Source organism: Caballeronia sp. GAWG2-1, from assembly GCF_023631405.1.
GTDB lineage: Bacteria > Pseudomonadota > Gammaproteobacteria > Burkholderiales > Burkholderiaceae > Caballeronia.
In genome coordinates this window covers 37,157-49,784 of sequence record NZ_JALQDD010000042.1, presented here as the reverse complement: position 1 = coordinate 49,784, position 12,628 = coordinate 37,157, and the positions used below count along the sequence as shown (strand labels likewise).

The following is a 12,628-nucleotide window of genomic DNA, read 5'->3' as shown; positions in this document are numbered from 1 at the left end:
CTGATGAAATATTTACCCGCTTTGCTGTTGAGCACACTGACCACGCTGCTGCTCAGCGGATGTACGACCTCCCCGGCCACCTCATCCCTGCCGTCAGGCCATCAGGTAGCGGAACCCGAGGTCAGCGTGGCTGATTACCTGGCGACCCGCTGCAGTGACCTGTGGACGATAGAGAATAGTGTGGCACTGAGTAATCCCCTCTACTGGATGCGGGCGATCGATTGTGCTGAACGCCTTTCCCCCGCCGAGGCCCGAGCCGAAGCCCACCGCTGGCCGGTTGAGAGCTGGTCGCGCGCTTTCAAGCAGGGCGTGCTGATGTCGAACGGCAACGTGACGCCAGTGGAGCGTCGTCGCTATGTTGAAACCCTGGATCGCTACAGCAGCGATTTCCCGCAGTCTGTGCGTCCGCTGCTCCAGTTGTGGCGCAGTAATCAGGCCGCACAGCTCGACCTGAGTGAAGCGCGCACCCGTTATGTTCATCTGCAACAGAGCAGCGATACCCAGCTGGAGGCGATACGCCAGCAGATGGTTAAACAGCAGCAGCAGCTCAGCGACACGCAGCATAAGCTGGAGCGGCTTACTGACATTGAGCGCCAGCTTTCATCGCGGAAAGCCCCGGATGTGTCTGACAGCGGCCATGGCACTGCGCTGCCGCAGGATGAGGAGCAATAATGGTCAGACAAGCGGCAAAACTGCTGCTGGTGGATGACGATCCCAGCCTGCTGAAGCTGCTGGGCATGCGTCTTCGCAGCGAAGGGTATCAGGTCACCACCGCGGCCAGCGGACCCGAAGCGTTGCGTCTGCTGCAGAAAGAAAAAATCGAGCTGGTGATCAGCGATCTGCGGATGGATGAGATGGATGGTCTGGCGCTGTTTGGCGAGATCCAGAAACGCCACACCGGTCTGCCAGTGATTATCCTGACGGCGCACGGCTCAATCCCGGACGCGGTTTCCGCCACGCAGCAGGGCGTCTTCAGCTTCCTGACTAAACCGGTGGATAAAGATGCGCTTTACAAAGCGATCGATGAAGCACTGGCTCAGCAGGCGCCGGTCAGCGATGACCGCTGGCGGGAAGCGATCGTCACCCGCAGCCCGCTGATGTTGCGGCTGCTGGAGCAGGCACATATGGTGGCGCAGTCGGACGTCAGCGTGCTGATTAACGGGCAGAGCGGTACCGGTAAAGAGATGCTGGCACAGGCGATTCACGCCGCCAGCCCGCGAAACGGCAAGCCCTTTGTCGCCATTAACTGCGGCGCACTGCCGGAGCAGTTACTGGAGTCAGAGCTGTTCGGGCATGCCAAAGGGGCCTTTACCGGCGCAGTCAGTGCCCGTGATGGTCTGTTTAAAACTGCAGGTGGCGGGACGCTGTTCCTGGATGAGATTGGCGATATGCCGCAACCGCTACAGGTTAAGTTGCTGCGGGTGTTGCAGGAGCGTAAGGTCAGGCCGCTGGGCAGCGATCATGATATTGAGATTGACGTGCGCATTATTTCAGCCACGCATCGCGATCTGCCAAAGGCGATGGAGAAAAAGGAGTTTCGTGAGGATCTCTTCTATCGTCTTAATGTGGTGAACCTGAAGATTCCGGCACTGCATCAGCGCACTGAAGATATTCCGCTGCTGGCTAATCATCTGTTGCGTCAGGCGGCGGAACGGCATAAACCGCAGATCCGCAGTTTTTCCGTTGATGCGATGAAGCGGTTGATGGCGGCCAGCTGGCCGGGCAATGTGCGTCAGCTGGTTAACGTGATTGAACAATGTGTAGCGCTGAGCTCATCGCCGGTGATCAGCGATGCGCTGGTGGAGCAGGCGTTAAGCGGTGAGAATAGTGCTTTGCCGACCTTTGCAGAGGCGCGCAATCAGTTTGAGCTGAACTATCTGCGTAAGCTGTTGCAGATGACCAAAGGCAATGTAACCAATGCCGCACGTCTGGCTGGACGCAACCGCACGGAGTTCTATAAGCTGCTGTCTCGTCATGAGCTGGATGCCAGTGATTTCAAAGAGTAGCGGAGGCTGCGGAGTGATACCGGCAGGTTGCCTGCTCAGGCCCGAATCAGAATGGGTGCGGTCAGCATAATCTGGCAGCGCTTGCGGCAACCTGAAGAATCCCGGATATTACCGCCCGACAGCGCCAGCAACATTTATACTTGATAAACCCTCTGACCATGGAGGGAGTGAAAAAGGGTCTGACATGAAAAAGATTGATGCGATTATCAAACCATTCAAACTCGATGATGTCCGTGAAGCCTTAGCGGAAGTCGGCATCACCGGGATGACCGTGAGTGAAGTAAAAGGTTTTGGCCGCCAGAAAGGGCACACCGAGCTTTACCGCGGCGCAGAGTATATGGTCGACTTTTTGCCTAAAGTGAAAATCGAGATGGTGGTGGGCGACGATATCGTTGATACCTGCGTCGAGACCATTATGCGCACTGCGCAGACCGGCAAAATCGGTGATGGTAAAATCTTTGTCTTCGACGTGGCGCGCGTGGTGCGCATCCGTACTGGCGAAGAGGATGAAGAGGCGATCTGATTATCTCTTTATCAGCTCTTTATCAGCATAAAGAAGCCCGCGCTGCGGGCTTTTTTTATTGCTCAATTACATCCCTTTGTGCGGTCCAAAAAGTTCGTAATGAATGCGTGTATCTGCCACGCTGGCATCACGCAGTTGCGCCACCACATGCTGCATAAAGGGCAGCGGACCGCAGAGGTAGAAGTGGGTGTCGGGTGAGGCGAGACGTGCGGAGATCGCGGTGATATCCATCAGACCCTGCGCGTCATAGCGACCAGCATCTTCAGCGGCGGGATCGCGATACCAGACCTGACTGACGAAATCGGTGAGCTGCGCGCCCGTTGCTATCACTTCCGGGCCAAATGCATGCTGTTTGCCGTTCTCTGCTGCGTGCAGCCAGCTGACCGGCGCGCGGTGCTGGCGGGCCGCCAGGGCATGCAGCATGGCCAGCATCGGCGTCTGACCCACGCCCGCGGATATCAGCGCCACCGGGGTTGCAGCATCGACCTCAAGGAAGAAGTCGCCATGCGGTGCGGCCAGCATCAGCTCATCACCCACTTTGCCATTCTGATGCAGCCAGCCGGAGACGGTGCCCTGCGCTTCACGTTTCACCGCAATCCGGTAATCTTTGCCATTACTGAGGTGAGTAAGCGAGTACTGGCGAATCTGGTGATGTTCGAAACTGGCGGGCTGCAGATGCACCGTCAGATACTGACCCGGTTTAAAGGCCGCTACCGGGCCGCCATCTACCGGACTGAAGGTAAAGCTTTTAATCACCTCGCTCTGCTGCTCAACAGCACTGATGCGAAACGCACGAGTGCCGCGCCAGCCACCGGTTTGCTGCTCCGTCGCCTGATAAATCTCCTCTTCGCGATTAATGAACACATCTGCCAGTACGCCATAGGCCCGGCCCCAGGCTGCCAGCGCCTCTTCACCCGGATTCAGCAGCTCTTTAATGGTTGCCAGCAGATTTTCACCGACGATGGCGTATTGCGCAGGCTGAATATTCAGGCTGGTATGTTTCTGTGCAATCTTTTCCACCGCAGGCAGCAGCACGGCCAGGTTCTCCAGATTCGCGCCATAGGCGCAAATGGCGTTGAATAGCGCTTCACGCTGATCGCCATTGCGCTGGTTGTTCATATTGAAAACATTTTTGAGTTCAGGATGGTGCGACAGCATACGGTCATAGAAGTGTGCGGTAAGCGCAGGACCACAGGCGGCGATGGCAGGCAGGGTCGATTTAACCGTGGCGATAGTGTGTGCATCAAGCATAAAAGCGGCCTCTCATTTAAAGATGTATTTTAAATGCATCTTATAGCCGTCTCGCCTGTGGTGTAAATAACCCGATAAATTTCCCGGTTGTCAAAGTGGCAACTTTTTGGTGCATCCTGAGAAACCGCCGTCACATCCTGAAGAAAAATTGTGGCGTCTGAACAGGGTGAAAAGGTGTAAAAAAGCCCTGCCAGTAGCCAGCCAATCGTTTGCGTAAAAAGAGGAGGTTCACCCTACCTTCACCTGTTAAAACGGTTTACACTGTGGGCCTTCGCCCCTGAAGGGGGGTAAATACCGTCAGAAAGTTAGCTGAGTCAGGAGATCCGGATGTTAAAGCGTGATATGAACATTGCCGATTACGATGCCGAGTTGTGGCAGGCGATGGAGCAGGAGACAGTGCGTCAGGAAGAGCACATTGAACTGATTGCTTCTGAAAACTACACCAGCCCGCGTGTTATGCAGGCACAAGGTTCTCAGCTCACCAATAAATACGCTGAAGGCTATCCGGGCAAACGCTACTACGGCGGCTGTGAGTACGTTGATATCGTTGAGCAACTGGCGATCGATCGCGCAAAAGAACTGTTTGGTGCCGATTACGCTAACGTGCAGCCACACTCAGGTTCACAGGCTAACTTTGCGGTTTACACCGCGCTGCTGCAGCCGGGCGATACTATTCTGGGGATGAACCTGGCCCACGGTGGGCACCTGACTCACGGCTCACCGGTTAACCTGTCGGGCAAACTCTATAACGTCGTGGCTTACGGTATCGATGAGACCGGTAAAATTGACTACGACGAACTGGCTGAACTGGCGAAAACCCACAAGCCAAAAATGATCGTTGGCGGATTCTCAGCTTACTCCGGCGTTTGCGACTGGGCGAAAATGCGCGAAATCGCGGATAGCGTAGGTGCATGGCTGTTTGTGGACATGGCACACGTTGCCGGCCTGATTGCTGCAGACGTTTATCCAAGTCCGATCCCACATGCGCACATCGTGACCTCTACCACTCACAAAACGCTGGCGGGTCCGCGTGGTGGTATCATTCTGGCGAAAAACGGCGACGAAGATTTCTATAAGAAACTGAACTCTGCTGTCTTCCCTGGCGGTCAGGGCGGTCCTCTGATGCACGTTATCGCTGGTAAAGCGGTGGCGTTCAAAGAGGCGATGGAGCCGGAATTCAAAACCTACCAGCAGCAGGTGGCAAAAAACGCCAAAGCGATGGTTGAGGTGCTGATTGAGCGTGGCTATGACATCGTTTCTGGCGGCACGTATAACCATCTGTTCCTGATCGATCTGGTGAGCAAAAACCTGACCGGTAAAGAAGCGGATGCGGCATTGGGCCGTGCCAACATCACGGTTAACAAAAACAGCGTGCCTAACGATCCAAAAAGCCCGTTTGTCACTTCCGGTATCCGTATCGGTACACCAGCTGTTACCCGTCGTGGCTTCAATGAAGCGGACGTGCGTGAGCTGGCTGGCTGGATCGCGGATGTGCTGGATAACGTCAATGACGAAGCGACCATTGAGCGCACCAAAAAGAAAGTGCTGGAAATCTGCAGCCGTCTGCCGGTCTACGCTTAATCGTTAACCTGTTGTGAGACAGCATACAAAGGATGGCATCAGCCATCCTTTTTTATTGCCTGTCCTGCGGCGCTCTGCCAGAGTAGCGCCCACTCATGCTGCCATGCAGCACTCTTGCTGGAGGGAATATGGCAATCGGCTCCGCCAGATGGCTCGGATTGGGCTACTTCACTTACTTCTTCTGTTACGGCATCTATCTGCCATTCTGGGGCGTGTGGCTGAAAGGCACCGGTCTCGATGCTGAAAAGATTGGCCTGCTGCTCGGCTGTGGCATGGTGGCACGCTTTGTCGGCAGTCTGCTTATCGCTTCTCAGGTCAAAAATCCTTCACGGTTGATTACGGCGCTGCGTTTGCTGGCGCTGATGACCTGCCTGTTCGCTGCCGGTTTCTGGGTGGGAGAGCAGTGGATGTGGCTGCTGACGGTCATGATCGGCTTTAACCTCTTTTTCTCGCCGCTGGTCCCGCTCAGCGATGCGCTGGCCGCCACCTGGACACAGCAGATAGGGCTGGCGTATGGGCCGGTCAGGCTGTGGGGTTCGCTGGCCTTTGTGATCAGCTCGGCATTAACCGGCGTGCTGGTCAGTGCTTACTCTTCAAACGCCATTCTGCTGCTACTTTCCGTCGGCGTCATCTCTATGCTGGCAGGCATGATGCTGTCACCCGCCACCCAGCCACAGGGTAATGAACGGCAGGGCGCGGCGGGCGGCGGCTGGCAGGTGTGGCGTGCATTGCTGCGTGAGAATGCGGTATGGCGATTTATGCTCTGCGTAACACTGCTGCAGGGTGCGCACGCCGCCTATTACGGCTTCAGTGCTATCTGGTGGCAGGAGAGTGGCTATTCCGCCTCCACGGTGGGTTATCTCTGGTCGCTGGGCGTGGTGGCCGAAATCGTCGTGTTTGCCCTGAGCAACCGGTTGTTCCGCCGCTGGAGCGCGCGCGATCTGCTGCTGCTTTCGGGCATTTGTGCGTTAATCCGCTGGAGCCTGATGGGTGCTACTACCGCGCTGCCGCTGCTGATTGTGGCGCAAATCCTCCACTGTGGCAGCTTCACCGTCTGTCATCTGGCGGCGATGCGTTTTATTGCGGCGCGTCAGGGAGCGGAAGTGATCCGTCTGCAGTCGCTCTATTCCGCGTTGGCGATGGGGGGTGGCATTGCGATAATGACCATGATCTGCGGCGTCCTGTTCGCTCATCTGCAGGGGCATCTGTTCTGGGTGATGGCACTGGTGGCGCTGCCCGCGCTATTTCTGCGTCCCGGCTACGACTCCAGTAAATAACGAATCCGCTGCTGATGGTGTAACGTCAGCGGCAGTTCCGCATGCACCAGCGGCGGAGAGAAGAGTGGCAGCGAGGTGGGGTAGGGCGAAATGATGATGTCCACATCCCGCGGTGCGCCATCCCGCTGAAACTGTTTCACGTCCTGATAGGTAATATTGATCGGCAGCAGCGTGATCTCCCGGATCTGCTGCTCCACATCCTGCTCCAGATCGGTATCGTCACCCGTCAGAATCAGCACCTGCTTCTCCTGCAACGCATTCTCCTGCATCAGCCAGGCACCAAAAATAACGGTAATTAAGCTCACCTCTTCCGGGCTGAACGCAATCCCATATTGCTGCTCAAACGCCTGCAGCGCCTGCTGAGTGGTGCGCAACAGGCGGGGATAGAGGCGGCTGACATCCAGCGCCACGCTGTTGTCGATGCCGATAGTGAAGTGGGTGCGATCCAGCGCCTGCGCCAGATGAGGATAGAGCTGGTTAAGCAGCTCGTCGCGATCAGCAAAAGTAATGTCGGCACACCGTTCAAAGTCATTAATTAACTGCTGGGTCGCAGCCATTAACTGCTGCTCAGCAGGATGTGCAATCGCATCCACGACAGGCGTATGTATCTGGCTGAACAGCAGTGTCCAGAAGTCGGTTTCACTGACGGGCGGCGCAAGGTGGCAGCGTTTGCGCCAGTGGTGAATCACATCCTCGGCAGCCTGCCGCTCAGCCTTCTGCTGCAGCCAGTGACACTGCGCTTCACTGAACAGCACCGGCTGGCGCTGGCACAATCCATATTTCATGAAAATCTGCAGAAAAAGCCGGTCGCGTTCGCTGAAATCGCGCTTCAGACGCAGGCTACAGTGCTGGATCAGCGCCTGTAAATTGGTCTCATCCCACAGCGCCTTCTCAATCTTCATCACCTTCAGGCGCTGACGCAGGGGAGCTGCAAAATGGTCGCAGACGAAATCCTGCGATAAACGCAAACTGCGTCGCAGGTTGTGCAGCAGACAGAGGCGCCGATCCAACTCTGTGCCATGAAGACGAAAGCTGCCATCCACCATCTGATGCAATTCCAGCTGGTGATATCGCTGTATCTCAAGGCCCACATCCGCGATATCCTGTCGGGCAACAGCAGGATCGACGCCATTCAGCTGGCAGACTTTTTCAAGCGTAAGCACGGGTGTCGGCAGAAACAGCAGCAATAAAAGATGGCACTGACGCTGTGAGCGGGTGAAGAGTGGTGCCAAAGGGGTAGCAGAACTCATCAATCAGGTTTCCAGCAGGCTATTTTGAGCTAAGAATAGTCAACCCCGTCAGCGCCTGCGCGGTTTACGCGGTTTATTTGCCGGAGGTTTAAGGCGGGTCACAAAATTTTGTTACTTATAGATTCTTTTCATCGGGAACGTTACTTTATAACATTATGAAACGCACACTCTTTGCCCTCTTGATGGTATTAAGTCCGGCTGTAATGGCACATCCTCACAGCTTCATCGATATGAAAACCGAACTGGTGGCGCAGGATGACACCTTTACCGGATTAAAGATGACCTGGACCATGGATGAGATTACCTCCGCCGATCTGCTTTACGACGCGGGCGAGGCGAAACCAGGCAGCGTGGTGTGGAAGAAGCTGGCGGCAGGCGTGATGGCGAACGTGCTGGGCCAGCACTACTTTTCTGAAATCTGGCACAACCAACAGCGGGTAAAGTTTTTGAATCTGCCAACCGAATACAACCTGTCACGTAACGGCCATAAAGCGGTGCTGGAATTTATTCTGCCGCTGGCGGAACCCCCGAAGCTGACCGGGCAGCGCTTTGAGATCCTGACTTTTGATCCCACCTATTTCGTCGATATGTTCTATGACAATCCTGGTGCGTTAACGCTGCCGACGGCGCTGCAGGCGCGCTGCAAGTTCGCGCTGAACACGCCAAAGCCCAATGATTCACTGAAGCAGTATGCGCTGTCGCTGGATAAAGCCGACGCGCCTGCAGAGGAGATGGATTTAGGCCGCCAGTTTGCCCAGACGGTGATACTGACATGTCAGTAATCTCCCCACCGTTACGGGCTTCCCGCCTCTGGCCGCTGTGGCTGATGGCGGGCGTGCTGCTGAGCAGCGCGTTGCTGGTCTGGCTCTACTGGTCGCAGATTCTGATGCAGAGCGTACTGTGGCAGAAAGATCTGCATCGGCAGATGACTCAGCTGCTACAGCAGGTTGCGGAGCAGCCCCACCAGGCAGGCATTTCGCTGGTGATATTCAGCCTGCTGTATGGCGTACTGCACGCGCTGGGGCCGGGCCATGGCAAAGTGGTGATCGCGACTTTTCTGGCGACCCATCCCACCAGAGTGAAAACCAGTATCAGGCTGACGCTGCTCGCCTCACTGCTGCAGGGTTCGGTGGCGATTGTCCTGGTGACGGTGATGCTGTTGCTGCTGAAAACGTCATCGCGACAGCTGCATCTCAGCAGTTTCTGGCTGGAGAAGGGCAGTTATCTGTTGGTGATCGGGCTGGGCGTGATGATCGGTTATCGGGCGCTGCGTTCGCTGTGGCGGACATTGCGTCCGCATCCGGCCCCGGTATTTCGCGCCTTCAAACCTCACCATCAGCATGACGATCAGTGCGGATGCGGACACGCACATCTTCCGACACCGCAGCAGATGAGCGGCAATCTCAGCGTGAAAACCCAGCTGCTGGTGGTGGTGTCGATGGGATTACGTCCCTGTTCCGGCGCGATTATGATGCTGCTGTTTGCCAAAGTGATTGGTGTCTATGGCTGGGGGGTGATCTCTGCTGCGGTGATGGCGCTGGGCACGGCACTGACCATTTCGGCGATTGGCCTGCTGGTTCAGCAGGCGCGCACGGTGGCGCAACGGCTGGCACAGCCTGGCGTTACCGCAGGCATGACGCGACTGCTGATCCCCGCGCTGGCCTTAACCGGCAGTCTGATTTTAATCGTAGCGGGTATCGCGCTATGGCAGTCAGCGCAGATGACGCTGGGTGGCGGAATTCGACCTTTCTGAATAAAAGCGCAGCGGAAATAAAATTGCCGCTGCGCTCTTCTCTTCGTTAATTATCTCTGAATTCATCTCTTTATTTTTTTCTCTGGCTGGTTTAGTGGTGAAATGACTATTCCCTGTCTACGCTGATAATACCAAAACGGCATTCCGCCGTCGGGATGATAAAAGATCAAGACCGCTTTCTGTTTATTGCGAGGAGTATATTTCATGGCTGATACCCGTATTAATAATGGCTACACCGAAACGCTGGCGACCGGGCCTGCTGGATTGCCGTTAAAACGTATTTCCTGGAGCGCCGTGTTTGCCGGTGTCATTTGTGCGTTGATCGTTCACATTATTCTGACGCTGCTGGGAACCGCCATTGGTGCAACAACCATTGATCCGATGAAAGAACAGAATCCACTCGACGGCCTGGGCACAGGCGCGCTGGTCTGGACTGCCATTGAAATGCTGGTCGCGATGGCTGCAGGTAGTTATGTTGCAGGCCGACTGGCTCAGCGCGAAGGCGCACTGCACGGTTTACTGATGTTTGGCCTTAGCACAATTTTCACTATTTACCTGGCTATTGCGCTGGCGACCAGTGTATTAGGCGGCGCGATGAATATTGTGGGCTCAGGCTTCCAGGCGCTGGGTAGTGGTATTTCCGCCGCTGCGCCATCCGTTACCCAAATGGCAAAAGACAAACTGCAGGAGAGTAATATTAATTTAGATAACCTGCAGAACGAACTGGAAACGACTTTACGCCAGACCGGGAAACCGGAATTACAGCCAGAGAACTTAAAGCAGGATGCAAATAAAGAAGCGCAGAATGCTGAAAACCAGGCTAACAACACCGCAAACCATCCACAGACAGCGGATACTGATCTGGCTAACTGGTTAAAAGGGGTGATGGATCGTCATTCCGATACCCTGCAGGCAGCCGATCGTGATGCGCTGAAAAATATTATCAAAGCGCGCACCGGCAAAAGCGATCAGGAAGTGGATCAGATCGTGGCCAAAACTGAACAGAGCTATCAGCAGGCCGTTCAGAAGTATCAGGAACTGAAACAGCAGGCTGAACAGAAAGCGCGTGAAGCCGGTGAAAAAGCCGCTGCCGCGACTGCGAAAGCGAGCTGGTATGCCCTGATTCTGCTGATCATCGAAGCGGTGCTGGCAGGTGTGATGGGTATGGTAGGTCGTCGTACTCAGCCTCGTCAGGTGCTGTCACACGAACGTCGTTAATCATCACTGAGTAACAGGCAATAAAAAAGGCGGCTGAGAAGCCGCCTTTTTCTGTACTGAAACTTAGCGTTTTAACGCTTCGCTCAGTTCATCACGCATGTTCGACAGCATCGATTTCACCACACGTGGGTTACCCGCGACCAGGTTACCTGACAGCAGATAGCCGTGGTTGCCGGTGAAATCAGTCACCAGACCACCCGCTTCACGGACCAGCAGTTCACCCGCTGCAAAATCCCACGGCTTCAGGCCAATCTCAAAATAGCCATCTACGCGACCGGCAGCCACATAGGCCAGATCCAGCGCAGCAGAACCGGTGCGGCGGAAGTCAGCACACTGGGTAAAGAGTTTGGTCATGATATTCATGTAAGCCGGCGCGTGCTGCTTCATTTTGAACGGGAAGCCAGTCGCCAGAACGGTGCCATCCAGATCGCGTGCCGTGCTGCCACGCAGACGATAGCCATTCAGCTGAGCGCCCTGACCGCGTGAAGAGGTGAAGAGTTCATTGCGCATTGGATCGTAAACGACGGCGACTTCGGTGCGGCCTTTAATGCGCACAGCGATAGAAACAGCAAAGTGGGGTAAACGTTTGATGAAGTTTGATGTGCCATCCAGCGGATCGATAACCCATTGAACATCCTGATCTTCGCCCGCCAGTTCACCGCTTTCTTCAGTGATGATGGTATGTTTCGGGTAAGATTTACGAATAATTTCGATAATCAGGCGTTCTGCTTCGCGGTCAACATTCGTTACGAAGTCGTTGCTGCCTTTCTGGCTGGCTTCGACGGCGTCCGGGGTTTCATAATATTTGGCAATTAAATTTCCGGCCTTGCGCGCTGCGCGCACGGCAATGTTGAGCATTGGATGCATCGGTATCTCTCGCTGGATGTTAAAGAACGGGGAAAACGGCGCGGAGTATAGCAGCGTGTTCGGTAAATGTCCTGCTTTATGTTAATATTCTCTCTACTGATTTTACTGACCCGTTTCTGAGTATCCCTAATCATGTTGCAAAATATTCGTATCGTGCTGGTCGAGACTTCTCACACCGGTAACATGGGCTCCGTTGCGCGCGCCATGAAAACCATGGGCTTAACCAACCTCTATCTGGTTAATCCGCTGGTCAAGCCTGACTCACAGGCTATCTCACTCGCGGCCGGTGCCAGCGACGTTATCGGCGACGCCAAAATTGTCGACTCGCTGGATGAGGCCATTGCCGGATGCAGTCTGGTGGTCGGCACCAGCGCACGTTCCCGCTCGCTGCCCTGGCCGATGCTGGATGCGCGCGAATGTGGCGTGAAAAGCGTTGAAGAGGGCCAGCAGGCACCGGTTGCGCTGGTTTTTGGTCGTGAACGTGTCGGCCTGACCAATGACGAGTTGCAGAAGTGCCACTATCACGTCGCAATTCAGGCAAACCCGGAATACAGCTCGCTGAATCTGGCGATGGCCGTACAGATTATCGCCTATGAAGTGCGCATGGCATGGTTACAGGCGCAGGAGCAGGCCAGCCCGCCGCCACAGTATGAAGAGTCACCTTATCCGCTGGTGGATGACCTGGAGCGCTTCTATCAGCATATGGAACAGATGATGCTGAACAGCGGCTTTATCCGTGAAGCCAATCCTGGCCAGGTGATGAGCAAACTGCGTCGTCTTTACACCCGTGCCCGCCCGGAACGCGATGAACTGAACATCCTGCGCGGCATGCTTTCGTCGTTTGAAAAGCGAAAAAACGATAAAAAAGAAGCAGATAATAGTTGAGTGAATTACCAGGTTAA

The 12,628-nt window shown here is 55.2% G+C and carries 12 protein-coding genes; 9 read left to right on the top strand and 3 right to left on the bottom strand.

All coding sequences use genetic code 11. The annotated features are described in order from the left end of the window. Positions 1–3 precede the first annotated feature (3 nt). The 3 genes from qseG (at position 4) to glnB (ending at position 2,529) form a co-directional block, all read left to right on the top strand. Positions 4–672, top strand: a complete 669-nt coding sequence (gene qseG / locus NCR98_RS29475; RefSeq protein WP_033778643.1) for a two-component system QseEF-associated lipoprotein QseG — start codon at positions 4–6, stop codon at positions 670–672. Further along, positions 672–2,006 (top strand): two-component system response regulator GlrR, encoded by a 1,335-nt coding sequence (glrR, locus tag NCR98_RS29470; protein WP_010257627.1) that lies wholly within the window; start codon positions 672–674, stop codon positions 2,004–2,006. The genes qseG and glrR overlap by 1 nt, the downstream gene beginning before the upstream one ends. Positions 2,007–2,190: 184 nt before the next feature. Next, the gene (glnB, locus tag NCR98_RS29465) at positions 2,191–2,529 is read left to right on the top strand and encodes a nitrogen regulatory protein P-II (RefSeq protein ID WP_003848647.1); all 339 of its coding nucleotides are present in this window, start codon (positions 2,191–2,193) and stop codon (positions 2,527–2,529) included. Positions 2,530–2,595: 66 nt separating this feature from the next. Here the strand turns inward: glnB and hmpA are convergent, their stop codons facing one another. Next, entirely contained in the window at positions 2,596–3,780 is a 1,185-nt protein-coding gene (hmpA, locus tag NCR98_RS29460; protein ID WP_124890208.1) for an NO-inducible flavohemoprotein, read from the bottom strand. A 327-nt stretch (positions 3,781–4,107) separates the two neighbouring features. Here hmpA and glyA point away from each other — a divergent pair, with 327 nt between their 5' ends. Together glyA and NCR98_RS29450 are read left to right on the top strand one after the other, a co-directional pair. Continuing rightward, positions 4,108–5,361, top strand: a complete 1,254-nt coding sequence (gene glyA, locus NCR98_RS29455; RefSeq protein WP_010257616.1) for a serine hydroxymethyltransferase — start codon at positions 4,108–4,110, stop codon at positions 5,359–5,361. Positions 5,362–5,489: 128 nt separating this feature from the next. Beyond that, positions 5,490–6,638: a 3-phenylpropionate MFS transporter gene (locus tag NCR98_RS29450; RefSeq protein ID WP_033758649.1), complete on the top strand. Its 1,149-nt coding sequence runs from the start codon at positions 5,490–5,492 to the stop codon at positions 6,636–6,638. Here the strand turns inward: NCR98_RS29450 and csiE are convergent. Next, positions 6,620–7,888, bottom strand: coding sequence for a stationary phase inducible protein CsiE (gene csiE / locus NCR98_RS29445; protein WP_010671313.1), 1,269 nt, complete (start codon positions 7,886–7,888; stop codon positions 6,620–6,622). The two genes, NCR98_RS29450 and csiE, sit on opposite strands and share 19 nt — an antisense overlap. Positions 7,889–8,043: 155 nt before the next feature. Here csiE and NCR98_RS29440 point away from each other — a divergent pair, with 155 nt between their 5' ends. From NCR98_RS29440 to NCR98_RS29430, 3 genes are all read left to right on the top strand, one after another. Beyond that, positions 8,044–8,670, top strand: coding sequence for a DUF1007 family protein (locus tag NCR98_RS29440; RefSeq protein WP_010257608.1), 627 nt, complete (start codon positions 8,044–8,046; stop codon positions 8,668–8,670). Beyond that, a complete protein-coding gene (locus NCR98_RS29435; RefSeq protein ID WP_245116126.1) occupies positions 8,661–9,641 on the top strand; it encodes a nickel/cobalt transporter in 981 nt (326 codons plus the stop codon). Before NCR98_RS29440 ends, NCR98_RS29435 begins: the two co-directional genes overlap by 10 nt. Before the next feature lie 204 nt (positions 9,642–9,845). After that, positions 9,846–10,859 (top strand): TIGR04086 family membrane protein, encoded by a 1,014-nt coding sequence (locus tag NCR98_RS29430; RefSeq protein WP_010257601.1) that lies wholly within the window; start codon positions 9,846–9,848, stop codon positions 10,857–10,859. Positions 10,860–10,922: 63 nt separating this feature from the next. On the opposite strand, the gene suhB is transcribed toward NCR98_RS29430, so the two are convergent. Beyond that, complete coding sequence (suhB, locus tag NCR98_RS29425) at positions 10,923–11,717, bottom strand: inositol-1-monophosphatase (protein WP_003848661.1); 795 nt, start codon at positions 11,715–11,717, stop codon at positions 10,923–10,925. A gap of 141 nt (positions 11,718–11,858) precedes the next feature. On the opposite strand from suhB, the gene trmJ reads away from it, so the two are divergent. Continuing rightward, complete coding sequence (gene trmJ / locus NCR98_RS29420; protein WP_010257594.1) at positions 11,859–12,611, top strand: tRNA (cytosine(32)/uridine(32)-2'-O)-methyltransferase TrmJ; 753 nt, start codon at positions 11,859–11,861, stop codon at positions 12,609–12,611. Positions 12,612–12,628 lie beyond the last annotated feature (17 nt).

What these genes read in the sequence shown, in the direction of transcription:
- suhB (WP_003848661.1), bottom strand. Translation starts at nt 11,717, where the DNA reads ATGCTCAACATTGCCGTGCGCGCAGCGCGCAAGGCCGGAAATTTAATT.
- glnB (WP_003848647.1), top strand. Translation starts at nt 2,191, where the DNA reads ATGAAAAAGATTGATGCGATTATCAAACCATTCAAACTCGATGATGTC.
- hmpA (WP_124890208.1), bottom strand. Translation starts at nt 3,780, where the DNA reads ATGCTTGATGCACACACTATCGCCACGGTTAAATCGACCCTGCCTGCC.
- qseG (WP_033778643.1), top strand. Translation starts at nt 4, where the DNA reads ATGAAATATTTACCCGCTTTGCTGTTGAGCACACTGACCACGCTGCTG.
- NCR98_RS29430 (WP_010257601.1), top strand. Translation starts at nt 9,846, where the DNA reads ATGGCTGATACCCGTATTAATAATGGCTACACCGAAACGCTGGCGACC.
- NCR98_RS29450 (WP_033758649.1), top strand. Translation starts at nt 5,490, where the DNA reads ATGGCAATCGGCTCCGCCAGATGGCTCGGATTGGGCTACTTCACTTAC.
- glrR (WP_010257627.1), top strand. Translation starts at nt 672, where the DNA reads ATGGTCAGACAAGCGGCAAAACTGCTGCTGGTGGATGACGATCCCAGC.
- NCR98_RS29435 (WP_245116126.1), top strand. Translation starts at nt 8,661, where the DNA reads ATGTCAGTAATCTCCCCACCGTTACGGGCTTCCCGCCTCTGGCCGCTG.
- csiE (WP_010671313.1), bottom strand. Translation starts at nt 7,888, where the DNA reads ATGAGTTCTGCTACCCCTTTGGCACCACTCTTCACCCGCTCACAGCGT.
- trmJ (WP_010257594.1), top strand. Translation starts at nt 11,859, where the DNA reads ATGTTGCAAAATATTCGTATCGTGCTGGTCGAGACTTCTCACACCGGT.
- glyA (WP_010257616.1), top strand. Translation starts at nt 4,108, where the DNA reads ATGTTAAAGCGTGATATGAACATTGCCGATTACGATGCCGAGTTGTGG.
- NCR98_RS29440 (WP_010257608.1), top strand. Translation starts at nt 8,044, where the DNA reads ATGAAACGCACACTCTTTGCCCTCTTGATGGTATTAAGTCCGGCTGTA.